General features: G+C 36.7%; 21 protein-coding genes, 1 tRNA gene and 1 pseudogene. 11 read left to right on the top strand and 12 right to left on the bottom strand.

Annotated features, from left to right (window positions below; translation table 11 throughout):
• Positions 1–212: 212 nt before the first annotated feature.
• The 11 genes and pseudogenes from DCC35_RS17125 to DCC35_RS17075 all read right to left on the bottom strand — a co-directional run bounded on the left by DCC35_RS17125 (position 213) and on the right by DCC35_RS17075 (position 13,615).
• Positions 213–2,098: pseudogene (locus DCC35_RS17125) on the bottom strand (amidophosphoribosyltransferase).
• A 12-nt stretch (positions 2,099–2,110) separates the two neighbouring features.
• Positions 2,111–3,640: an NADH-quinone oxidoreductase subunit N gene (locus tag DCC35_RS17120; RefSeq protein WP_175402850.1), complete on the bottom strand. Its 1,530-nt coding sequence runs from the start codon at positions 3,638–3,640 to the stop codon at positions 2,111–2,113.
• Positions 3,640–5,274: a complex I subunit 4 family protein gene (locus DCC35_RS17115; RefSeq protein WP_246070074.1), complete on the bottom strand. Its 1,635-nt coding sequence runs from the start codon at positions 5,272–5,274 to the stop codon at positions 3,640–3,642. The genes DCC35_RS17120 and DCC35_RS17115 overlap by 1 nt, the downstream gene beginning before the upstream one ends.
• Before the next feature lie 102 nt (positions 5,275–5,376).
• Complete coding sequence (locus tag DCC35_RS17110; protein ID WP_137091954.1) at positions 5,377–7,401, bottom strand: NADH-quinone oxidoreductase subunit 5 family protein; 2,025 nt, start codon at positions 7,399–7,401, stop codon at positions 5,377–5,379.
• Positions 7,402–7,404: 3 nt separating this feature from the next.
• The gene (gene nuoK, locus DCC35_RS17105) at positions 7,405–7,710 is read right to left on the bottom strand and encodes an NADH-quinone oxidoreductase subunit NuoK (RefSeq protein WP_137091953.1); all 306 of its coding nucleotides are present in this window, start codon (positions 7,708–7,710) and stop codon (positions 7,405–7,407) included.
• The gene (locus DCC35_RS17100) at positions 7,697–8,221 is read right to left on the bottom strand and encodes an NADH-quinone oxidoreductase subunit J family protein (protein WP_137091952.1); all 525 of its coding nucleotides are present in this window, start codon (positions 8,219–8,221) and stop codon (positions 7,697–7,699) included. The genes nuoK and DCC35_RS17100 overlap by 14 nt, the downstream gene beginning before the upstream one ends.
• A complete protein-coding gene (locus DCC35_RS17095) occupies positions 8,221–8,952 on the bottom strand; it encodes a 4Fe-4S dicluster domain-containing protein (protein ID WP_137091951.1) in 732 nt (243 codons plus the stop codon). Before DCC35_RS17095 ends, DCC35_RS17100 begins: the two co-directional genes overlap by 1 nt.
• Positions 8,952–10,049, bottom strand: coding sequence for a complex I subunit 1/NuoH family protein (locus DCC35_RS17090; RefSeq protein WP_137091950.1), 1,098 nt, complete (start codon positions 10,047–10,049; stop codon positions 8,952–8,954). The genes DCC35_RS17095 and DCC35_RS17090 overlap by 1 nt, the downstream gene beginning before the upstream one ends.
• A 132-nt stretch (positions 10,050–10,181) precedes the next feature.
• Positions 10,182–10,991: a glutamate racemase gene (gene murI / locus DCC35_RS17085; RefSeq protein ID WP_137091949.1), complete on the bottom strand. Its 810-nt coding sequence runs from the start codon at positions 10,989–10,991 to the stop codon at positions 10,182–10,184.
• Positions 10,992–11,021: 30 nt separating this feature from the next.
• Complete coding sequence (locus DCC35_RS17080) at positions 11,022–11,567, bottom strand: hypothetical protein (protein WP_137091948.1); 546 nt, start codon at positions 11,565–11,567, stop codon at positions 11,022–11,024.
• 122 nt (positions 11,568–11,689) lie between these two features.
• Complete coding sequence (locus DCC35_RS17075) at positions 11,690–13,615, bottom strand: endonuclease (RefSeq protein WP_137091947.1); 1,926 nt, start codon at positions 13,613–13,615, stop codon at positions 11,690–11,692.
• A 176-nt stretch (positions 13,616–13,791) separates the two neighbouring features.
• On the opposite strand from DCC35_RS17075, the gene DCC35_RS17070 reads away from it, so the two are divergent.
• The 6 genes from DCC35_RS17070 (at position 13,792) to DCC35_RS17045 (ending at position 18,216) form a co-directional block, all read left to right on the top strand.
• Positions 13,792–15,189, top strand: coding sequence for an MBL fold metallo-hydrolase (locus tag DCC35_RS17070; protein ID WP_137091946.1), 1,398 nt, complete (start codon positions 13,792–13,794; stop codon positions 15,187–15,189).
• A gap of 13 nt (positions 15,190–15,202) precedes the next feature.
• On the top strand, positions 15,203–15,508 hold the full coding sequence (locus tag DCC35_RS17065; RefSeq protein ID WP_137091945.1) for a rhodanese-like domain-containing protein: 306 nt from the start codon (positions 15,203–15,205) through the stop codon (positions 15,506–15,508).
• Positions 15,509–15,664: 156 nt separating this feature from the next.
• Positions 15,665–16,939 (top strand): ergothioneine biosynthesis protein EgtB, encoded by a 1,275-nt coding sequence (gene egtB, locus DCC35_RS17060; protein WP_137091944.1) that lies wholly within the window; start codon positions 15,665–15,667, stop codon positions 16,937–16,939.
• A 66-nt stretch (positions 16,940–17,005) separates the two neighbouring features.
• A tRNA-Leu gene (locus DCC35_RS17055) sits at positions 17,006–17,089 on the top strand.
• Between the two features lie 105 nt (positions 17,090–17,194).
• Positions 17,195–17,461, top strand: a complete 267-nt coding sequence (locus tag DCC35_RS17050; RefSeq protein WP_137091943.1) for a four helix bundle protein — start codon at positions 17,195–17,197, stop codon at positions 17,459–17,461.
• A 443-nt stretch (positions 17,462–17,904) separates the two neighbouring features.
• Positions 17,905–18,216 (top strand): hypothetical protein, encoded by a 312-nt coding sequence (locus DCC35_RS17045; RefSeq protein ID WP_137091942.1) that lies wholly within the window; start codon positions 17,905–17,907, stop codon positions 18,214–18,216.
• 5 nt (positions 18,217–18,221) lie between these two features.
• On the opposite strand, the gene DCC35_RS17040 is transcribed toward DCC35_RS17045, so the two are convergent.
• The gene (locus tag DCC35_RS17040) at positions 18,222–19,205 is read right to left on the bottom strand and encodes an NAD(P)H-quinone oxidoreductase (protein ID WP_137091941.1); all 984 of its coding nucleotides are present in this window, start codon (positions 19,203–19,205) and stop codon (positions 18,222–18,224) included.
• 38 nt (positions 19,206–19,243) lie between these two features.
• Here DCC35_RS17040 and DCC35_RS17035 point away from each other — a divergent pair, with 38 nt between their 5' ends.
• The 5 genes from DCC35_RS17035 to DCC35_RS17015 are packed head-to-tail and all read left to right on the top strand — an operon-like array spanning position 19,244 to position 24,800.
• Positions 19,244–19,516 carry a hypothetical protein gene (locus DCC35_RS17035; RefSeq protein WP_137091940.1) on the top strand — a complete coding sequence of 91 codons (273 nt, stop codon included), beginning with the start codon at positions 19,244–19,246 and terminating at the stop codon, positions 19,514–19,516.
• Positions 19,513–20,319: a magnesium/cobalt transporter CorA gene (gene corA / locus DCC35_RS17030; RefSeq protein WP_137091939.1), complete on the top strand. Its 807-nt coding sequence runs from the start codon at positions 19,513–19,515 to the stop codon at positions 20,317–20,319. The genes DCC35_RS17035 and corA overlap by 4 nt, the downstream gene beginning before the upstream one ends.
• 58 nt (positions 20,320–20,377) lie before the next feature.
• Positions 20,378–21,049 (top strand): response regulator transcription factor, encoded by a 672-nt coding sequence (locus DCC35_RS17025; protein WP_137091938.1) that lies wholly within the window; start codon positions 20,378–20,380, stop codon positions 21,047–21,049.
• A gap of 1 nt (position 21,050) precedes the next feature.
• Positions 21,051–22,319, top strand: coding sequence for a sensor histidine kinase (locus DCC35_RS17020; RefSeq protein WP_137091937.1), 1,269 nt, complete (start codon positions 21,051–21,053; stop codon positions 22,317–22,319).
• Positions 22,320–22,373: 54 nt separating this feature from the next.
• On the top strand, positions 22,374–24,800 hold the full coding sequence (locus DCC35_RS17015) for a TonB-dependent receptor domain-containing protein (RefSeq protein ID WP_137091936.1): 2,427 nt from the start codon (positions 22,374–22,376) through the stop codon (positions 24,798–24,800).
• Positions 24,801–24,852: the final 52 nt, after the last annotated feature.

The raw sequence follows: 24,852 nt of genomic DNA, 5'->3' as shown, positions 1-24,852 counted from the left end.
ATGAAGCATTGTTCCGAATCAGGAACATTCAGGAGATGAAATAGTAACTAACAGTCAAAGATTGGCTGTAAATTTAAAAGCCCCAGAGGCTTACAAGATATATGGAAATCTCTTTTCATTTATGAACAATGTAATAGACAAATATAATTAAAACAAATAAAAAAGGCAAGTGCTTTGAACACTTGCCTCATTTTATATTGATGTTTACTTATTTAGTAAGCTCTAACTGTTTTTCCTTCCATAAAATACAAGAAGGCTTTGTTTACCACGTACATGCCTCCAGGGGTAGGAAAATCTCCTGTGAAATACCAGTCTCCAGTATGATTAGGACAAGCCTTATGTAAGCTATCAACTGTCTGATAGATAACAGATACTTCAGCCTTCATATTTTCCGGGGTAACGATCTTTGCTATTCTTTCGCTGATCTCATTGTCCGTAAATGGTTCGTAAAGTTCTTTCACGTAATTAACATTTGATCGCTCTTCTACAGCAACTTTACATTTTTCATATACCTCATCAATGAGATTATCCATTCCGCGTTCCTTGAGCAATTCAAGTACTGCTCTGAAAGCAATGAACTCTTTCATCCTGGACATATCGATTCCATAACAATCAGGGAATCGGATTTGTGGAGCGGATGAAACGATAATAATTCTCTTTGGCTCAAGTCTGTCAAGGGTGCGGAGAATTGATTTTTCTAATGTAGTTCCACGAACAATACTGTCATCGATCACCACAAGGGTATCAACATTTTTATTGATTACCTCATAAGTAGTGTCGTAAACATTTGAAACCAGGTCATCCCTGGCATTGTCATCTGTAATGAAAGTTCTGAGTTTTGCATCCTTTAAGACAAGTTTTTCAACTCTTGGATGTAAAAGCATCAGGTCTCTCAACTCATCTTCATTGAGATCACCTTTTATAATTCTGTCTTTCCTGTAATTAGCCAGGTACTCATCTATTCCTTCCATCATACCGAGAAATGAAGTCTCTGCAGTATTAGGGATATACGAGAATACAGTGTTTTTAAGGTCGTAATCAATTGATTCAAAGATCTGAGGCAGCAATAGTTTGCCCAGGTCTTTTCTTTCGTTGTATATCTCAGGATCATTGCCTCTGCTGAAATAAATTCTTTCGAAGCTACATGATTTCTTCTCTAATGGGTCTCTGAAAGGTTTTTCAGAATACGAACCATCTTTTCTATTATTAATGCATAGCCAGGTTTGATCTCATGAATTTCAGAATAATCCATGCCAAAGGCTGTTTTGATTGCCGGTTTTTCTGAAGCTACAACGACTATTTCGTCATCCGCATAATAATAAGCCGGTCTGATACCTGATGGATCACGAGCAACAAACGATGCTCCCGATCCAACTAATCCTGCCATGGCATATCCACCATCGAAGTCTTTACAAGCACGCTGAAGAATGCGTTGAATATCAAGTTCAGTTTCAATTCGTTCAGTGATCTCAATATTTGAGAGTTCACCTTTATATTTTTCAAAAATCTTTTGATTTTCGTCGTCGAGGAAATGACCGATTTTCTCAAGAACAGTGACAGTATCGGCTTTTTCTTTCGGGTGCTGACCAAGCTTAACAAGAATGTCGAATAGCTCATCGACATTGGTCATATTAAAGTTTCCCGCTACTGCCAGGTTTCTACTTCTCCAGTTATTCTGACGTAACTTAGGATGGCAGTTTTCAATGCTGTTGGTTCCATGAGTCCCGTATCTCAAATGTCCGAGCCAGACTTCTCCTGAAAAAGCCACATTTTCTTTAAACCAATCGGGATCATAAAATTTATCACCCCCGTTTTTAATTCCTTTTCTGTACTTCTTAGTTACTTTTCTGAATATATCCTGAATCGGGTTGGTATCAATTGATCTGTACCTGCTGATATATCGCTGACCAGGTTTAGTATCCAGTTTGAAATTGGCAATACCTGCTCCATCCTGTCCTCTGTTGTGTTGTTTTTCCATCAACAGATACATTTTACTCATGGCGTAGGTCGGTGTGCCATACTTTTCGAAGTAGTAAGATAGTGGCTTTCGCAATCTTAACATTGCAATACCACATTCGTGTTTAATAGAATCGCTCATTCGGTCCCCTTCTTAATTGGATGCAAAATTAATACTATTAATTACGTCGAACAACCAATCAGGTTGGAAGAATAGTAGAAAAATTGGCGTTGTAAGAAATAACAGAAATATTAATTCAAATAAATTAAAAGTCACCGGCTCCCTTTTATCTTCAGATTCTTTGAAATACATAAAATACGGGATCCTTAAATAATAGAACAAGGCTACCACTGAAATTCCCAGGCCGATTAACAATAAAAACAAATATATATACTGTCCAGATAATTCAAAATTCTCCCATACTGTGGTAAACAGGATGAATTTAGCAGTAAAACCTGCAGTAGGTGGCAGGCCGGTCAGTGAGATCATTAAAATCACTAAAGCAGTTGACGCTACAGGAGCTGCTTTTCCCATTCCTTTAAAGTCTTTGATTTCATCAGAACCCGTGGCATTTTCCAACTTTATCAGGATAAAGAACACCCCGTAATTCATCAGTATGTAAACAAAAATATAGAATAACAGGGCATAGAGTCCCATTTCTGTCAGGGATAATATAGCTATCATCATAAAACCGGCATGACTGATGCTTGAATAAGCCATCATTCGTTTGCCACTTTTTTGCCAGATAGCTGAAAAATTAGATACAATCAAGGTAAATATTGCAGCGATCCCAAGCATTTCATCAAGGTGAAGGGAAATCGATGATATTTCAAGATCATTTATTCCCATCCGATTAACAATGTTGAACATCATCATTAATCCCGCGATTTTTGGAACTATCGAAAAGAAGGCGGTAATACTTGTCGGTGCAGCCTTATAAACATCAGGCACCCATACATGAAATGGGAAAATAGATATTTTAAAGAACAGGCCTGAAATAATCATTATCAAGGCGAAACCCAGTCCAAAGTCAATTTGCCTGCCCTGAGCAGCTATTTCTGTCAGATCAATAAAGCCGAAGCTATTCGTGTACCCATAAAGTAAGCTGATTCCATACAGCATTATCGCAGAAGCAAAAGCTCCGAATAATACGTATTTCATTGCTCCTTCAGATCCTTTTTTATCAAATCTGAATCCTGCGATCAGGTAAGAACCCATACTGACTGTTTCAATAGCAAGGAAAAACATTAAGAAATGATTTGCTTTTACCATCAGAATGGATCCCAGGGTGATAAGGGTCAATAATGAAAAATATTCTCCTTCACCCTTTTTTTCTTCTTTAAATGGTTTTTCAAATGAAGTGATCAGAATAGTTAGTAAGGTGGCAATGATTAATAATATCGAAAGAAAAAGGCTAAGTCTGTTCACCCTTATCATATTTTCGAAGATATTCTGAGGACCTTCAACGGTATTCCAGTCATTTATTGAGGCAATCAAGGCTACTAATAACCCTGTTGTCGCTGCCATATATAATAGTTGAGGATTTTGTTTCCCAAATAGGAGGTCCATCATTATTATGGCAACAATTGATAATACAAGGGTGTATTCAGTCGTCAGTAAAGGTAACGACCTGATGATTTCATCTATATAACCTGATATGTCTGCAGCTAAAATCATACTCATCATTTAGTAGTACTTGACATGATGTGATTGATCAGCCCTTCAACAGTTGGAGCTACACCATCTATAAAAATCTGGGGGAACAGCCCGAAAAATAAAATGGCAATGGCCAGTGGTGTGAACATTAAATAGTCCACTGGTTCAAGATCCACCAAAGAGCGTTCTTTTTCCTTTTCTCTGTAATAAAACTTACCAAAGAACATTCTTTGTAAAGTCCATAAATAATATCCTGCTGTTAATATCAATCCGATGGCTGCGATTATTACTAAAGATCTTGGTAAAATCCCGTTCTCGGTTGATGATGAAAATCCTCCAAGGAAAACAAAAATTTCTGCGATAAACCCTGAAAATCCGGGTAAGCCTAATGATGCAAAAAAGGCAATGACCACAAAAAATGTATATTTTGGCATTTTCTTAGCCAGACCGCCATAATGATTAATCGTTCGGTCATGGGTTCTTGAATAAACAACTCCCGCTATCAGGAAAAGCATAGCTGAGATTAGCCCATGACTGAATAACTGGAAGTTTGCCCCCATAAATCCTTCATTGGTTAATGAAGCAATACCTAAAAGGAAGAACCCCATATGACTTACCGAACTGTAAGCAATCATTTTTTTAAGATCCTTTGAAGCAAGGGCCACCAACGCCGCGTAAATTATGGAGATTACTCCAAGTATTCCAATAAGGTAACCATATTGAATTGCTCCTTCCGGAAAAATAGAATAGGCCATTCTGAGAATACCATACCCTCCGACTTTAAGTAATAGTGCAGCTAACACTACAGAAATAGGAGTGGGGGCCTCAACGTGAGCATCTGGAAGCCAGGTATGAAATGGTACACCAGGTAATTTTATCAGAAATCCGATAAATAAGGCCAGGAAAGCCAGGCTACGTGCAGATTCACCCCAAATTTTAAAGTCGTTTGAAGAGAAAATGCTGTTAGGAAGATAATTCCCTGTATCAGTCAGGTAAGCCCACTTGAAAGTCCTGACCCAGTATTGTTCTTCTATATTTCCCTGAGCAAGTTCAGATTGAACAACTTCCACTTGTTCTGTCAGCGGCTGTTGAATATCTATCAGGCCTGCTTTTTCCCCGGTAGCAATTGGGTCTATGGCAGAAACATATAAACCAATCATTACGACCAGAATCATCATACTACCGGCGAGTGTATATAGGAAAAATTTGATGGCAGCATATTCTTTTCTTGGTCCTCCCCATAAACCAATGAGAAAATACATTGGCAACAGCATGAACTCAAAAAACAAAAAGAAAAGAAAGAGGTCCATTGCTGCAAAGCAACCGAATATCGTGGTGCCCAGGAGTAATAAAAGGACATAATATCCTTTTAGTTTGACCTTTATCGTGTGACTGGCTAATGTTGCTACCAGCATAATGAATGATGTGAGAATGATTAACCATATACTCAATCCATCAATTCCAAGGCTATAACTAATGTTTAGTTCGCCTAACATTCCCAGATCCATGCTTATCCATGGTAATTCATCATAAAAGGACAGGCTCATCCAGTCGTAAATCATATTAGGAGTATTGACATCTCCAACCGGATTGAAAGCATAAAAAGCAATGAGTGATAAAAGGATTTCAATTCCGAAGATCCCGGTCACTAATCGCCTCATAATATACCCACTTCTGTCGGGCAGTAGTAATATTATCGGAATTCCCGCCAGGGGAAGAAAAATTATCAAACTTATAAATCCGATATCCATTCGGTAATGTATTTAGCGGTAAAACATTAACATTAAAAATACAATAGAGATCACAGCATACAAGATATAGAGTTGTATTCTACCACCTTGCATTTGCCTGGTTATTTTACCAGTAGTTCCACTGATATAAACCACCATTCTGACCAATCCATCAACAAAATATTTTTCTACGACCTTTGTGATCTGACCAATAATCACTGTTCCTATTGTAATGGCATGTAGAATTCCATCAATTACTTTCAGATCGACTTTTTCTAAAAAGCTTCCTAATTTAATCGTTGCCGGAACTATGGTAAGGTTGTAAAAATCATTGAAATATAATTGCTCCCTGCTTAACTTCAAAAATGGTGTTTTCGAAGTAAAAGTAGGAGAAGCATAACTTATTCTTCTTCTGGTCAATCCAAATATTGCAGCAGATAAACCGATAACTGTAAGAATTACCGCAGTTGCAGGCAACCATATCGGTGCTGAATATTCAATGTTTTGAGGATAAGAGGTTAGTGAACTAAATAAACTAATTTCATTTGCATGAAAAGGATTAAGCGAAAAAGGTATCCACAGTGAAAGCAGAGCCAATATTGCGACAGGAATAACTAACTGTTTGTTAGTATTCGTGTTGAGTGCTGGCAACTTGAAAGACTCATTGTTCTTAAGTCGGCTTTTCCCCATAAAAACTAAATACCATTGCCTTCCCATGTAAAAGGCTGTCAGTCCTGATGTTATTAGTAGTAATACAGGTACCAGAAACCTGAAATCACCTTGCTGAGCATATATAAGAGCATGCTTGATCACACTTTCTTTAGATAAAAACCCGGAACTAAAAGGGATGGCACATAAGGAAGCGGTCATAATGGTATATCCAATAAATAATATCAGATTTATTTTTCTTAATCCACCCATAAACCGCATATCCTGGGCATCGAAATATTTAGGAAGATCAGTTTCCGAATGCTCCCTTTGATGCATATAATAAATTATTGCACCGGCTCCGAGGAATAGACCTGCTTTGAAAAATGCATGTGTAAATAAGTGAAACATGGCAGCTCCTGCTGAACCAGTTCCAGCAGCTACGATCATATATCCCAATTGGGAGATAGTTGAAAATGCCAGTACTTTTTTTATGTCATTTTGTTTGATTGCAGAAAATGCAGCGATCAAAGCAGTAATTGTTCCGATTATAACGATGAAGTCACTTACCCATCCGATATATAAAAATACTGTTCTGGATAGCATGTAAACACCGGCTGCTACCATAGTTGCTGCATGTATTAAAGCGGAAGCAGGTGTGGGGCCTTCCATGGCATCTGGCAACCAGACCTGTAGTGGAAATTGGGCAGATTTTCCCATTGCTCCCATAAAGATTCCAAGACCCGCTAAAATGATCCAGAATATGTTTTCATTATCCGGAGAGGTGTTCAGGTATTCTACAGACAGTTCTGTAATCGAGAGATTGTGAAACAATGCAAACAATATTCCCATTCCAGCCAGAAACCCAAAGTCTCCTATTCTGTTCATTACAAAAGCTTTAAGGCCTGCTTTTGCAGCACTGGGCTTTGTGTACCAGAAGCCAATTAAAAGGTAGGAGGCTAATCCGACAAGTTCCCAGAAAACGAACATCAGGAATAAATTTTCACTCCAGACAATGCCAATCATGGCAAAAGTGAAGAATCCAAGGAATGCGAAATAATGATGAATTCTCGGCTCATCTTCCATGTATTTCCTGGAAAAAAATGAGACCAGGGTGGCAATGAAAGAAACCAATAATGCCATACTGATTGATGCATCGTTAGCCCAAATGCCCAGTGATATGTCGAGATTGCCAATTTTGATCCATGGCAGTCCGGCTATAATTTCATTGCCTTCGTATAAAAAGAACAATATAATTGAATGCACAAGGGTGCTCAATGCAAGTGCACCAGAAACGAGGAGACCTGAATTTTTACGGTTCTTTAAAAATATGCCTGATATTCCACATAAGAGAGGAATTAGCCAACCGCATAAGATTAAAATAATTATGATAAAATCGTTGTGCTTCATTTATCAGCCTTTTAAATCAGCGATTTCGTCCACGTCAGTAGTTTTGTAAAATCGGTAGACTCTGAGGATTATAGCCAGAGCTACCGCAGCTTCTGCAGCAGCCATTACTATTAAAAATAAACTGAACATAATTCCATGAATAGCCTCCGGTGATTTCATCGCGAAAGCAACGAAATTTATATTTGCCGCATTTAGCATAAGTTCTATTCCCATAAGAATCATAATGCCGTTTTTCTTAATCAAAACGATCATGATTCCGATGCAAAACAGAATAATACTGATTAGAAAATACAATTCAATTTGTGTCATTTTCTTTTTTCGATATAAATAATGAACCGATGAGTATCACCAACAGGATAACTGCTATTAATTCAAATGGAAGTAAGTATCTCGTCATGATCTCAACTCCAAGTGATTCTATTGGGTGTCCCATTAAGGGGATATTATTTTCTGTGCTCCTAAGAGAATCACGAAAACTACTTTGAGAATAGATCTGTGTGAAAAGTAGAAAAATTGCCACTCCGGCAAGTATTCCGGGGATGACACGATGATTACCTGCTTTAATCGTTTTTCCATCGGCCCTGTTGGTAAGCATAATACCAAAGATTATTAAAACAAGTATACCACCTGCATATACCAACAATTGGGTAACCCCTAAAAATTCAGCTCCTGCCAGAAGGTATAGGCCGGATATACCCAAAAGGCATACCAGCAGCCCGAAGGCAGCATGTAAAATATGCCTGGTAATCAGTACGAACAAGGCACTAATTACAGTAATGACTGCGAAAGAGTAAACCGATATAGTTCCTGCGTCAGGCATTAGTTGTCGTCTTTTTTATTATCATCCGTATCACTATCTATCTTTTTCTTCATCGGTCGCGGTTTAAATTTTGGTTTAGCCGCTTTAGGTTTAGCCGCTTCTGAAGACTTTTCACTGCTTTCTGATGTAGCCCTGTTTTCAGCTTTTTTCCTGGCCTTTGCCGCCTTCTCCTCCATTGCTTTTTCCAGATCAGCCCTGGCGTCACTAATTTCTTTTTCAGTCATTTTACTGAAAGGGAAATTATGATCTGTAATGTCAAAGGTGCTATAATCATAGTCCTGGGACATAGTCAGGCACTCCGTAGGGCAAACAGTAGTACATAATCCACAAAAACAGCATTTAGCCATGTCAATATCAAACTTGGCTGCATGGATTCGTTTTGGAGTACCATCTGATGTTTTACCAATCTCCTCAGTAGCTTTAACAGGCTCTATATCAATGCAATCTACCGGGCAAACTTTAGCACACTTGTCACATACAATACAATCTTCTATTTCGTTGTGAAGCTGATATCTTCCTTTCTCCGGAACAGGCATTTCAAACCGGGGATACTGCACAGTAAATAACCCTTCTTGTTTTTCGAAATATTTATCGCTGTCAACGTTTTTTGCGCTGCGTTTTTTTCTGGCAAGAGGAATGTGCTTCCAGGTTGTTTTTAATCCTGAAATCAGGGTATCAAAAGCCTCGGTTATATTTCCAAAATATGTATTATTTGCTCCTTTTCTTTTCATCACAATAATGCCAATTTCCAAAGTCCGACAATAAATATAATAATCAAAGCTGCAGGAGTAAGATATTTCCAGCCTAAATTCATCAGCTGGTCCACTCTCAGGCGTGGGAAAGTCCATCTGATCCATATCTGAACCAATACAAGTGTCATCGCTTTCAGGCATAGCCAGAAAATACCCCACAGGTCAGCAGATATTGAACCGGGTGTGCCTGATGTCCAGTCTGCCAGTTTCAGTGCTCCAATATTTGGTAATGGTGTACTCCAGCTTCCAAGAAATAAAACCACAGCCAGGAATGACGTTAACAACATTACTCCATATTCCGCCAGCATGATAACGGCAAATCTAAAACCTGAATACTCTGTGTGAAATCCTGCTATAAGTTCAGATTCTGCCTCTGGTAAATCAAAAGGAGCCCGGTTACTTTCCGCCAGGGAGGTTATGAAGAAGATTACAAAACCAATAATGAGAGGAGGCATTCTGAAAATGTTCCAGGATAAAATTCCGCCATATTTACCAACATTAATACCTAAAAACTTAAGCCCAAATAGATAGCTTTCTGCATTTTTAGTGGCTCCTTCATAAAATATGCTTTGTTGAAGGCTTATTTCCTGAAGATCTAACGTTCCACTCATCATTATTACTCCAAGAACTGCTAATCCCAGTGGGATTTCATAAGAAACGATCTGCGCAACTGAACGATAAGCACCTATAATCGCATATTTATTATTTGAGCCCCAGCCAGCCATTAAAATCCCTAAAATATCAAGTGATACGATGGCAAGCGCATAATAAACTCCCGTAGCTACCGCCGAACCAGTGATGTTTACACTCAAAGGAATAACTGCAAATGCAGCAAACATGGCTACGAAGATAATCGTAGGTGCTATAGCAAATAATGGTTTATCAGCAGCAAAAGTGAAGATATGTTCCTTTTGAAGCAATTTTAAAATATCTGCAAAAGTTTGTAAAAGACCTTTATAGCCAACTTCCATCGGACCATATCGATCCTGAATAAAAGCACTGATCTTACGTTCTGCATAAATAGCTATCAGACCATAAAAAACCAGAAAACCTAAAAAGAATAAAAAGCTTATCATATCGCCGTAAAAATAGGTTTAGGCGTTTAACTTTTATTTAATGTTTCAATTAACTGTTCGGGGGCTTATTTGTTAACTGAATTCTAATACGAATGTAATACTGAATTGCTTAAATGACAATAAACAGAAGACCTAATCATCCCATAATGGATATTTTTCAAGATGAACTTCTTTTTTGAAGAAAAATCGAGTGCTGAATTCAAAATTTGACGTGTAATCCGAGACGTAAAAGTGATCTTCTCCTTCAGGTTTTTCATTTAGAAGATTGTTGTATTCTAAATATCCCCTCAATGCTTTTGCTGTGATCACACTGCTGTCAATAACATCAGTCGATTCACCGATTAAAGATTGAATTTCTTCTTTGATCACCGGGTAGTGCGTACAACCAAGAATTAATGCTGAAATGTCTTTTAATACAGGATTTTCGAGGTATTCTGAAATAATCGCCTCAGTAATTTCTTTTTTATGAAAACCTTCTTCTATCATTGGTACCAATAAAGGAGTGGCGAGTGAAGAAAAATCAATATTCGCTTTAATATCGTCTATTTTTTTCTGGTAAACACCGGAGTTTACTGTCTGCAATGTTCCGATCAAACCCACTTTATTGTCCCTGTACTTTTCCCTTAAATGATCAATGACCGGGTTTATCACATCAAAAACTTTCGCTTTTTTTCCTGTGTATTCCCTAATAAGATCATAGGCAGCTGTACTGGCCGAATTACAAGCGATCAAAATAACTTTGCAATTCTTTTCTAACAGCCACTGGCTGATTTTTACAGAATATGATTGAATAGCAGCAGTGGATTTATCGCCATAAGGGAGGTGTGCGGTGTCGCCAAAGTATATGATTTGTTCGTTTGGAAGCAGTTCTTTTACTGCACGAGCTACAGTAAGCCCGCCAATTCCACTATCAAAAATACCAATAGGTTGTTTTGCTTGCATCGAAAGTAATTTGCAACAAAGATTAAAAAATTACTCTGAAAATCTATTAGAATCAACAGTCGAATTTACACTTTTGACCATTTTAAGGTTCTTCTCCTTATCAAATATGAATAGAAAATAGGTGGTTTCCGCATTATTCTCCTTTACCATCGCTGTTAATCTATTGTTTTCAGGTTTAGAGAAATACAACACATTATTCTCCTGATTTATCTTTTTATTTCCGTGAGGTATTAACGGATCGTTATAATCTTCAAAATAATTATAACTATCGAGTATTCTTAAAGAGTCGTACACCGATTTTCTGTTTTCAGGTGAGGCTAATTCGTATAGGAAAAGCTTTAAGGGTATGAATATCACACTATCACTTACAACAAAATCATCCTCTCTTTCTTTAAAATATAACTCGATGAATTGATGGGCTTTTTCCTCTAACAAGTATTTGTCGTATTCTGCTCTACCGACAATAATATCCGCAGCATAAACGGGGTCGTTTTTGGCACCACAAACATTTTGAGAGTATAGATCCATACTCATAATAGTCGCTAAGAAAAATAAGATAATAGTTAGCTTGTTCATCAAATTTGATAACGGATTGATGAAGCCAAAGTTAATAAAGTTTTGATTTAACTGTTTAGTCGATTAAGATATGAAAAGGACCTGCATTTTAATGCAAGTCCTTAAATGTATCTGGTTAAATTCTAATAAATAAATTTAACGGTATGGTCGTTTGCTTCATTATCGAAGCGAAATAAATATATTGTATTTGCCTTAAGATTGGTTTTAAACCTTGTTTCAGGCTGGTCTATATTAATTAGATATTCCTGTTGTCCGGATAAATTAATTATTGAAAGCTTCCCTTTATAATCCTTTTTAACCTTTATAATTAGTTCATTATTATCATCAGAATATAAGATCTGGTAATTTCTTTTATCCTGATCCTGAGTGATGGAATTGATATTTATTACTTCATTATTATATGTTAGCCGGGAAGATGAATTACCCCAAATACTTGAAACTAATTCAGGATGATCAATATATGGGTTTCTATTTCCCTGGTGTTGGTAAGCGGCTTCATTTCTCGATAATTCTTTCTGGCTTACAGGGTCATTATTATGCCAGTTGAGTAATAATTGAACTGCCCAGGGTTCAAATACAGTCGATGAAGTTCCATTAAGCATGGCATCAGAATAAGTGTTGTTGTTTTCCCAGCCGGCGATCAGATCTTCATAACGGGTAGCCATATAAAAATATGTTCTGGCAATATCTCCCTTGAATTCATCGATTGGTTCAAAAACAATCCCTGTATACCCGGATGCTGATGTTCCTGAACCTACTCTGCTGCCATTTGCTGAAATGTAAGATGCAGAACCTACTTCTCCATATGGGTAGCTGCCTCTTTTACTATTGACATAACCATCTGTTAAGAAAATGTGATGGATATCTGCTTCCATTGGTGCAAAACCGCCGAACCAACTTTTAGGAAAAGAATGCTCACGGTTATAACAATCTCCTTCTCCACTATAATTTCCACATTGTGAATTTGTTGAGGTATAAACATATGGATCGGCTCCGTTTGGATTCTCACTATAGATATCTAAAAATGAATTATCATTCTCATAATAAATATCTCTGCTATTGTTAGAATAGAAATCCCAGATTGAACTGTATGATTCTGGAATATGAGAATCTTTAATGATCGAATGGAGTGCTGATTTAAGTTGAAAACCACTTAAGCCATTAGCGCTTCTATAATACCCGTCTAATGTACTTCCACCGCCATTATCACCTCCGGTACTTATACTGAAATATGTTAATTCAGAACTACCGAAATTGCCTCCAGAAACAATGTTTTGGTTATTATAATCAAGAGAATAGCTTCCGTAGCCGTAAAAACAACAGATTCCATCGCCATAACTATCATAGATTGTGAAAGAATAATCCCCGTCAGAAAGACAAAATGATTCAGAATAACTATAGCTGCTTTGATATTGCGACCCTGAAGAAATTGTCGCTCCGGTAGATTGATCTTTTAGAATCCAGGAGGTTTCATACCCATAATTATCAGTGGTTAGAGATAAGGTTATTTCAGTTTCCATGCAGCTGTCACCGTTGTCCGGAGGCAATTGTGAAGATGATGGTTGGAAGTCGTCTACATAAACTACTTCGTTTCCATCAAATCCGGAGCGATCGTAAAATCTAAGTCCGATTTCGATTGAACTGGTTGAGGGGGTGTAAGCATATTCAATTTTTTGCCATTGGCCGGTAATGTTTTCATTAGAATAATTTCTGTAGCCATCGACATATAATCTGGCGGCAACGCTACCTTCTGTATGGTAAACCCACACAGAAAATACATATGACAGACCCGGCGTCACTGAAATAGTTTGTCTGAGATCTGTACTACTTTGGCTGCCGGTCATTACAGTGACCTTTGCAGAATAATTACCTGAGCTGGTAAAGGATGAGGGATTGACTGAGATTCCATTATCTATTGTAGTCCATTCATCCGGAGAATTGCTAGTCCAGGATTCAAAAGATCCATTGGAGATTTGACCATAGATGATGCTATTCAGGAATATCAATACCATATATGGCATGATCGATCGATAAGATAAGAGTTTCATCAGGTGTAAATATTTGGTTGATAGATGATTGAAAGTTTCGTGAATAAAATATTTTATTATAGAAAATGAAAATTTGCCAGATTAATTATTTATTAAGGTTAGGCTAATATCAAGCTTGATAGGCTGAGAGGGATTCTGAAATTTTATTAAATTGCGGTCTGAATTAAAATTATATCATGAAGTTAGAACAAATATATACTGGTTGTTTAGCGCAGGGAGCTTATTATATAGAGTCGGATGGTGAAGCAGTGGTGATAGATCCGTTACGAGAAACAAAGCCATATATAGAAAGGGCTAAAAGTTCTGGTGCAAAGATTAAATATGTGCTTGAAACTCATTTTCATGCTGATTTTGTATCCGGTCACCAGGAACTTGCTGAAAAAACGGGTGCCAAAATAGTATATGGTCCCGGTGCAAAAACCAAGTATGATATAGTTGAGGCTGGGGAGGGTGATGTTTTTGAAGTGGGTAAATTGAAATTTGAACTTTTGCATACTCCCGGTCATACTTTAGAAAGCAGCTGTTATTTAATGTATGATGAAGAAGGTAAGCCACATGCTATATTTTCAGGTGATACTTTATTTATAGGTGATGTTGGAAGGCCCGATCTTGCGATTAAATCAGACCTTACAAGGGAAGATCTTGCAGGAATGCTTTATGATAGTTTGAGAAATAAAATTATGAGACTTCCTGATGATATTATTGTGTATCCAGCACATGGAGCCGGCTCAGCTTGCGGGAAGAATATGAGTAGTGAAACTTCTGATACTTTGGGTAATCAGAAGCAAACTAATTATGCCCTGGCGGAAGATCTTTCGAAAGAGGATTTTATTAAAGAAGTAACGTGTGGTATCATGCCGCCGCCTCAATATTTTGCTAAGAATGCCCAGTTAAATAAATCCGGTGTTAAAAGTCTTGACGAAATCCTTGAAAAGGGGACGCGAGCACTTTCTGCCGATGAATTTAAAAATTATATCAATAATAATGCGCTGGTACTAGATGTAAGAACAGCCGATGAATATGCTGAGGGATCCATTCCAGGATCATTATTCATTGGTATAGATGGTAGTTTTGCGCCATGGGTAGGTGCATTGATCGCAGAGCTGGATACACCGATCTTATTGATCACGCCGGAAGGCAGGGAAGAGGAAGCTGTGACAAGACTCTCAAGAGTAGGATACGATAATACATTGGGGTATCTTAAAGGAGGTATAAATTCATGGGTAGAATCAGGTGAAGAAATTCAGACCATAAATCGAATAGATGCAGAAACATTTGCGGGATCATATGAAAATATCGAACAGCCAGTTGATGTGAGGAAACCGGGAGAGTATGATACGAGCCATGTGGAAGGATCACCCCTTAAACCATTAGATTTCATAACCGATTGGCAGGATGAATATCCTAGAGAAATGCACCTGACTTTATATTGCCGTGGCGGATACAGAAGTATGATCGCAGCATCGATATTAAAATCAAGAGGATATCAGGGTGTAACGGATGTGATCGGAGGATTTAATCAGATCAAACAAACAGGAATGAAAATCGTTTCTGATTCAGAGGTTATAAAATAATATAACAGCAATCATGTATAAAGATATCGATACAGAAGAAGCTAAAGAATTGATGGACGGTCCTGACACAGTAATCATTGATGTGAGGACTCCACAGGAATGGGAAGAAGGTATTATTCCCGGAGCATTAAAAATGAATATAATGGATCAGGATTTTACTGAAAGAATCACTGAATTAGATAAGGACAAGAAGTATTTGATGGTTTGCCGTAGTGGAAATCGCAGCGGCAAGGCTTGCCAGTATATGTCTTCCGTTGGTTTTACTCACTTATATAATCTCGACGGAGGTATGCTTGACTGGGATGGTGATACCGAATAAAAAGATAACAATAATTTAAAATTTAAAGAGAAGACCGGGTTTTTGAAAGAAAACCCGGTTTTTTTTGTGATATGTCAGGTTATTTAAAATTAGGCAAGGTTTGAGAAATGTATTTTTCCCTTTTTTTACTTATTTTTCAAATCTGACAATTAGCCTATGGAAAAAGTTCTAGCTTTAAATGTTTCCGGACTCAGTCAAAAATTCCTTAAAGTAAGGGATATGGTTCTGGAACTTACTGCTCCGTTAAATCCAGGAGATTTTTATGTTAAGCCAAATGTCGATCACCATTCAGTTGCCTGGCATATGGGGCATACAACCTGGTTTTTTGAATATTTTGTACTTCAGCCTCACAAAAAGAATTACGAGTTTTTCAGGCCGGAATTGGAGAAATGGTTTAATACCGGACTGACCTATTCTGAAACTTTTGAAAAGAAACAACACTCCATTCAATACAGCCGGCCATCGGTTGAAGAGATAATTAAATATCGTAATCACGTAGATCAGCATATGCTTGATCTCTTTGAGAACGATAAGGATAAAACTAAAGAAATTGAATTTCTGATCAATGCAGGAATTAATCATGAATTAAATCACGTTGAGAGAATGCTCAATGGTATAAAGTTTTTACTGGGAAGTAACCCATTTAAACCTATATATCATAAGTTTGATTCAGGGATTGAACCCAATTTGAAGATCTTCAAAGAAAATTACCTTGAGTTTGACGATGGGATTTATGAAATAGGTAGCAAACTGAATAATCACTTTTCTTTTGATAATGAGCGAGGACAGCATAATGTCTATCTCGATGCGTTCCAGGTATTAGACAGGCTTGTTTTAAATGGTGAATACCTTGAATTCATGGAGGCTGGTGGATATGAAGAAGAAGATTACTGGACAGAAGAAGGCTGGTTGTATATAAAACAGAATGAAATTAATTGTCCTCTTTATTGGGAAAATGGAGAGGAAAGCTGGTATGAATATACATTAAGAGGATATGATAAGCTAAATCCATATGAACCATTAGCTCATATTAGTTTCTATGAAGCAGAAGCGTTTGCTAAGTGGAGAGGTAAGCGACTTCTTACGGAGTATGAGTGGGAGGTAGCTTGTAAAAAGCTTAGAGAAGAAATACCGGAGACTGCGAATTTTTTAGAGAAGAGAAAATTTCATCCTTTAGCAAGAGTAGAGAAGACCTTCCAGTTTTATGGTGATTGCTGGGAATGGACCAGCAGTCCGATGTCGGTATATCCTGGTTATAAAACCACCTCAATGCCACTGGGTAAATTTATGCGGCCGGTAGCAGGAGGACAGGTAGTCAGAGGAGGGTCGTCATTGAGTTCTTCAGAAGTTATAAGAAATACCTGCCGCCTAGGAGTTTCACCTACAGACAGGTTTTGGATGACCGGATTGAGGCTGGCTGAATATATTTAAAAAATTATATGGTCAGGCTGGGATAATATTGCGATATGCAATAGTTTTGCTGCCCTGATTAGCACTGCCCAGGTGCTGGAATTGGTAGACAGGCATGGTTGAGGGCCATGTGTCCGTTAGGGCGTGCGGGTTCGACTCCCGCTCTGGGCACTTAAAACAGAACCGAGAGTGCGAGCGAGAGCGAGAATTCTTGGTTCTGTTTTCTCAATACTCACTCTCACACTCAATCTTTCAAATCTATCAACCAAAAAAGAGATGTTCGATTTTCAAAAACTGACTGTTTATCATCGTTCCAAAGATTTTAGGAAATCAATCCGATCTTTAATTTTCGAAAACAAATTTGACAGAACAACCAGGGATCAGTTATCCAGAGCTTCAATGAGTATAGCTTTAAATATAGCTGAAGGATCTTCCAGATTCACACTAAAAGATCGCAAACATTTTATGGTGATTTCCAGAGGAAGTGTTTTCGAATGCCTTGCAATTCTAGAGTTATTAAAAGAAAGCCAGGAAATAACCTAAGAACAGTATCAAAAGCTGTATGTTAATTTGGAAGAATTATCTAAGATGCTTTATGGATTGATAAAACGGTTCGATTCCTAAAACAGTACCGAGAGTGCGAGCGAGAGCGAGAATTCTGAGTACTGTTTTCTCAATACTCACTCTAGTAATTTTATAATACTGTAAAGATGTTTGACATTTTATAAATCCCTTCCAGGTATTATATAATTAATTATCGATCCAGGTAATAAATCAGGTCAAATTGAAGTGTAATTAGAAATGAGGCTGATTACTTTTAGTGCCTCATTCAACTATATCTCATTTATTATGAAAAGATCAATTTATTTTTTAGCAGTATTAACAATTTTTTTACTTCTTCTTGTTCATCTGATGACTCTGAAACTCCAACTGAAACAAAAAATCCTGAAGGTGTTGTAATAAGAGATGTTGGAGATAATTACTTTGTGGATATTTATTTTGACAGGATAACTGTCGGTACTAATGGGGTTCTCGAAGGTACAGGAGATTATTTTAGTTTTGTAATTAATTCCACTGAGCTTTCAGGGGAATATGAGTTATCTGAAAGTACAGTTTCTGTTACTGCAATTGAGGATTACAATCCTGCACAACCTGATAATGCCGTAGTGAAATTCCCTTCAAGGGCTTCCTTAACAGTTGAAGGTAATTACAGCGAAATCACTAAAGTTTCATATTCTATTACCTATGGTGGAATTGAGTATCGAGGAGAAACTTCAACTAATATTTCAGAATTTTAATACGTTTAGTTAAAGGTTAAAACAAGCTTCCCGGTATTTTGGTTATTTTCCATTGTTCGGGTAGCTTTTTTTATGTCCTGATATTTATATACTTCGTGTATTACTGGTGTGATCTTTTTCTCCTCGAAAGCTGGTAATGCTTTTTCTGTAAATTTATCAATAAGATGAGCTTTGTATTTTAATGTTCTGGCTCTGAGTGTTGTTCCTGTAAGTTGAATTCTTTTACCTAAAATTTTAAATAAAGGAAAATTTTCTGCTCTCGCACCACCCATAAATGCTATTAAAACCCATTTGCCATCAGTTTTTATCACATCGATATTATCGCTGACGTAAGGTTTACCAATAACATCCATGATAATGTCTATTTTATTTTTCCCGTAATTCTCTTCTATTATTTCTTTAAAATTGTCGGTCTTATAATTGATGCCGAGAGATGCACCTAACGAATTACAATATTCTATTTTTTCTTCGGTACCAGCAGTAATGATGCTTTCTGCTTCAAATAGTTTACAAAGTTGTATAGCCGCAGTTCCCAATCCACTGGCACCGGCATGAATAAGCACTTTGTCACCCCTGTTTATTTTCGCAATCAGATGCAGACATTGAAAAGCAGTTAGAAAAGATTCCGGAATTGAAGTGGCTTCAGCATAGTCCAGGTTCTCCGGTATTTTCATGCATAGATTTTCATTGACCACCACTTCAGAAGCATAACCGCCTCCGGCCAGCAAACACATCACTCTATCACCTGGTTCGAATTTATTGCAGTCGTCACCTTTGTCGACTACGATGCCAGCACACTCCAGTCCCAAAATTTCACTTTCACCCGGTGGTGGAGGGTATTTTCCTTTTCGTTGAAGAAGATCTGCCCTGTTTAATGCAAAAGCTTTTACTTCAATTCTAAGTTGTTCGCCCCGTGGTTTTAATGGCTCACCTGATTTCCAGTCCATCGAATCAATATCCCCACTTTCATTGTATATTATGTGTTTCATTATTTCTGCTTTATGCTATTTTTTTCTAATTTAAAAAGATGATTAAAACTTACCGTATTAAGCGTACACCTCCGAAACCCGGATCTCAGCCGGGATCACTGGTCTATACCGGGCAAAATGTTGACCAAAAAACCAATATTCAACTCATCAGATATAATGCTGATTGGTTTGATGAAAACACATCCTATTTTGAATTAGAACAATTTAAAGAACAAATGGATGAAAAACATATCAGCTGGTTAAATTTTCATGGGTTGAGTGAAGTGAAATATATCAAAGCTCTGGGGAACAATTATCCATCAGTAATATGATCATGGAAGATATGCTTGATACCCGGCAGCGGCCTAAGTTGGAAGAAATGGAAGATTACCTGTTTTTTACATTGAAATCTATTACCAATGCCAGGGTGGACGATGATGATGAAATGAATATCGAACAGATAAACTTTATTGTGGGTAAAAATTATGTTGTTTCATTACAGGAAAAGAAAGCAGACATTTTTGAAGAATTGAGGAAAAGGATAAGGAAAAACTCTGGTGTTGTAAGATCCAAAGGGAGTGATTATCTCCTTTTTTCATTACTTGATTCTGTAATTGATCAATATTATTACGTTCTGGATCAGGTAATTGGTAGAATAGAGCAATTAGAAGAGGAAGTTCTGGGGAATTATGACCGGGATGTATTGATCGATATAGAGACTCAACGAAAGAAGTTAAATAACCTGATGAGGGTTATCAATCCATTAAAAGATGCTGCTTTTAGTCTTGAGATAAGGCAGAAATACATTCAAAAGAAAAATATGAAGTATTTTCATGACCTTAAGGATAACGTACAAAACATTATCGAACAGGTTGAATTTAATCGAAATATCATCGATGGTTTAAGTAATCTATACTTTTCTAATCTTAGTCAGAACTCCAATGAAATATTCAGGGTTTTGACCATTATATCCTCAATATTTATTCCTATTTCATTTATAGCGGGTGTTTTTGGAATGAATTTCGACAAAATGTACGGCTTGAGTGACCCTGATGGTTTTGCAATTACACTTACTGTAATGGCCTTAATAGTAGTAAGTATGTTAATCTTTTTTAAACGGAAAAACTGGCTGTAAAATTCAAAGTTGCTTCAGAATCAATCAGTAGTTTTGATATTACAGTAAATATTTTTAGATGAAAATCCTTGTTGTTGAAGATAATCCGGAGTTAGCTGATAATATCAATACTTATCTTGAAAAAGAAGGTGTAACAGTATCTATTGCATCATCTTACCATCAGTCTATAGAAAAGCTTGTGTCATTTGAATACGATGTAGTTCTGCTAGATCTTATGCTACCAGACAAAGAAGGCTTTGACTTAATCCCATATTTAAAAGAAACTTTTCCTTCAACAGGTATATTGATCATGTCCGCCCGTGATGGTGTGGAGGATAAAGTAAAAGGACTGGATATGGGTGCGGATGATTACCTTCCAAAACCATTTAATCTAACAGAATTGTTTGCCAGGGTCAGAGCTTTATATCGAAGAAGAAGTTTAAGTGGCTCTTCAGAAGTTAAGCTCGAAAACATCTGTATTGATACTGATAGTAGTCTGGCTAAAGTAGATGAAACGACCCTGGATCTTACTGGTAAAGAACTTCAGTTATTACTTTTTTTTGTTGTGAACAGAAAAAAGCTGATTTCAAAAAATGCAATAGCAGAACATTTATGGGGAGATTATATGGAGGATGCCGATTCGTATGATTTTGTTTACCAGCATGTAAAAAACTTAAGAAAAAAATTAAAAGATGCCGGCTCTATTCCAGAGATAAAAACTGTCTATGGGCTTGGATATCGATTTGGTTGATATGAGACTTATAATAAAACTCACTTTAATTTATCTTTTTATTACGATCTGTGCATTTCTTATCGGAGGGGTGATCGTGTATAATGCCATGGAAAGTGAAATCGATATTGAGCAAAAAAGATTTCTAAAAGAACGATTTGATAATGCAAAAGAAAGAATAGAGCGTTACAGGCCAACTGAACCTTTTGTTATACCTAAATATGGGGTTTATCCAATAGATACTCTGATTAAGGAAGAATCTATTAGTTTTTCAGATACATTGGTTATGCATTCCCAGCTACAACGACTTGAACCCCATCTAAAACTTACTGCATATTATGGATTTGATACACTGGCCTATAAAGTAATTCTTTATGACGTAATAATTGAAAGTGATGATATAGAAGATGGAGTTAGATCTTCTATGATTAAGGTTTTTGCCTTGTTGTCAATTTTAACAATTGTAGTATCGGTTATAAGTTCTAATATATTATTGAGGCCTTTCTATAATACATTAAAAGAGTTACAGAATTTCTCTCTTAAAAAAGGAGATACGCTTAATCTGCCTCAAACACAAACTAAAGAGTTGAGGGAATTAAATGCAGAACTCTTCATAATGTCTGAAAAAATCATAAGGGATTATAATTCCCTTAAAGAATTCTCTGAAAATGCGAGTCACGAGTTGCAAACTCCTGTAGCAATTGCCCGGGGTAAATTAGATATTTTGCTTGAAAGGCATGGAGAAAACATGTCTGAAGAACAGAATACCCTAATTCTTTCTGCTCAAAATGCTTTAAAAAGTATTAGCAAACTTAGCAGGTCTCTGGGATTATTAATGCGGATCGATAATAAAGAATACGACAAAAGTGCTGAGATTGATTTAAAGAAAGAATTAATCAATAAGATTAAACAATTCAAGGAATTGTATGAGTTGAAAAAAATCGAAGTTAAGACATCAAACATTGAAGAATGTCAAATAAATGCAGATCCTTCCTTGATTGAAATACTTTTGATGAATTTATTTCAGAATTCGTTAAAGCATAATATTCGAAATGGATTTGTAAAAATTAGTCTGGATAAATGTTTACTTATTATTGAAAATTCAGGTAAGGAAGTAGAAGGTGATCCTGAAATTCTATTTGAACGTTTCAAGAAAGGGGATTTATCTGCTGAAAGTCCCGGTCTTGGTTTGTCAATCGTCAAAAAGATCGGAGATTATTATGGATTTGATATAAAGTATAAGTTTGATAAAGAAAACTTTATACACACAATTAGTGTTAATCTGATGTAATCTTCAGGTTTACTTCAAAATCTGCACGTAGATTTACAATCTAAATTAACATTAATGATGAGACAGATCGCACTTATTTTTTTAAGTTTCTTAGCACTAAGTAGTTACGGGCAGATGTCTAAGGCTATAGTGACAGGTACTGTTATCGATGCAGAAACCGGTAAGCCTGTAGAATTTGCTTCAGTAGGATTAATTAATCCTACGGATTCGGCATTAGTAACAGGAAATATCACAAATACTGAAGGTAAATTTGAAATTCCCGTTACAAAGGGCAGGTACCTGGTTATGGTACAATTTATTTCTTATAAGAATTCATATGCTGGTCCATATGATGTCTCAGGAAAGACTAATGTGGGCACCATCAAAATATCTCCGGAATCCACGACATTAGATGAAGTTGTAGTAGCGGGAGAAAAAACACAGGTTGAGGTAAAGCTCGATAAAAGGGTATATAATATTGGTAAAGACCTTTCTAATACTGCTGCAACTGCATCGGATGTTTTAGACAGGTTGCCTAGTATAACAGTCGATGTTGATGGTAACGTCAGTCTCAGAGGAGGACAGGGAGTTCGAATTTTAATTGATGGTAAACCTTCCGGATTATTAGGAATTGGAGGCGGAGCTCAGGGACTACAACAGCTCTCAGGAGAGATGATCGAAAGAGTTGAAGTAGTTACCAATCCCTCTGCTCGTTATGATGCGGAAGGAACTTCAGGAATTATCAATATTATATTGAAAAAAGATAAACGAAAAGGTATCAACGGATCTATTCAAATGAATACCGGTTATCCTCACAATCATGGGGTATCTGCAAATCTTAACTTCAGGAGAAAATGGTATAATTTATTCCTGAATTATGGGATTAGCTATAGAAAGTCTCCTGGTGGAGGATTGGAAACTCAATATTATGATTTTGGCAATGAGAGTTCAATTCTACAAAGGGATAGAAATTATACCCGCTGGGGATTAAATCAAAGTTTTAGAATGGGAAGTGAATTTTTCCTTAATGATAAAAATACAATTACTGTTTCAGGACTATATAGAATAGGTGATGATGGAAATGAGTTTGTCATCGATATAGACAGTTTATCAGAAAGTGGAGATTTGTTAAATCAGAGACAGAGGGTACAGGAAGAATCGGAAGATGAAGGTAATTATCAGTTTTCTATAAATTATAAAAGGACCTTTGATAAAAAAGGCCAGGAATTATCTGCTGACTTACAATATGAGAATAGTGGTGAAGTTGAAGCAGCTGATATATTTGGCTATGATATCGAAAACGGAAACAGAATTCCAACTACATTTCAAAAATCAGAAAATGATGAGGCTGAAACTGAATGGTTTGGCCAAATAAATTATAAGCACCCAATAGGAGAAAAGGGGAATTTTGAAACTGGTTATCGCGGGCAGGTGAGGACTATTCAAAATGACTATACAGTATTTAATGAAGGGGAGAATGGAGAACTTGTAGTTGACCCGGATTTCACAAACGATTTTTATTACAGGGAAAATGTACAGGCATTATATGCTCAGTTTGGTAATGAATCAGGTAAATGGTCTTATCAAGGTGGATTGAGATTAGAATACACTGATATCCTAACAGAATTGAGAATTACCGGCGAAGAAAATCCAAGAGATTATTTGAATCTATTCCCGAGTGTATTCCTTACTTATAACATAACAGAAAAGCAATCCCTGCAAGCTAACTATAGTCGAAGAATTCAACGACCTAGATTTTGGTATCTGAATCCTTTTTTCACAATCGCCGATGATCAGAATATCAGAGCGGGAAATCCGAATTTAAATCCTGAGTTTACCGATTCATATGAGTTTGGCTTTTTAAATGAGTTTGATAAAGGATCCTTGTATACAGCAGTTTATTACAGACAGACTCAGGATGTGATTTTTAGAGCCAGGTATAGAATTGATTCAATAAATTATTCAATTCCTTCGAACCTTGGAGTAGGAAGAAATCTTGGAGTTGAAATAAACTATAATATGGATTTCACTAAATGGTGGAATATGAATCTCAGTCTTAATGGTTTCTACAATGAAACTGAGGGAACCTTCCAGCAAGGGACATTTGAAGAGCAGGAGTTTTACGTTGAAACAATGTCTTTTAATGCCAGGATGAGCAATAGGTTTAAGATTGGTGATAAAATTGATATGCAACTTAACTCGAGGTACATAGCTCCTCAGGATCAAGCCCAGGGTAGGCGACAAAGCATGTTTGTTATGGACTTTGCCATAAGTAGAGACATATTTAAGAATAAGGGGACTCTTACATTGAATGTTAGCGATGTGTTTAATTCGCGTAAATGGAGATCGGAAACTGAATTTGCAAATCTGTATTCAGAAAGTACATTTCAGTGGAGACCAAGACAATTCACTCTTTCATTAACATATAGAATTAATCAGAAGAAACGTCCTCAAAGAGGAAGAGGTAATTATGAAGGTGGAGGAGATATGGGTGACTTTTAAAAAAAGTATTCAGAAAAAAATAATAAAGGAGATTCATACTTATGGATCTCCT

This window comes from Mangrovivirga cuniculi, assembly GCF_005166025.1.
In the GTDB taxonomy this organism is placed as follows: domain Bacteria; phylum Bacteroidota; class Bacteroidia; order Cytophagales; family Cyclobacteriaceae; genus Mangrovivirga; species Mangrovivirga cuniculi.
Note: the sequence above shows the minus strand (reverse complement) of the source record. Positions and strands in the feature narration are given on the sequence as shown.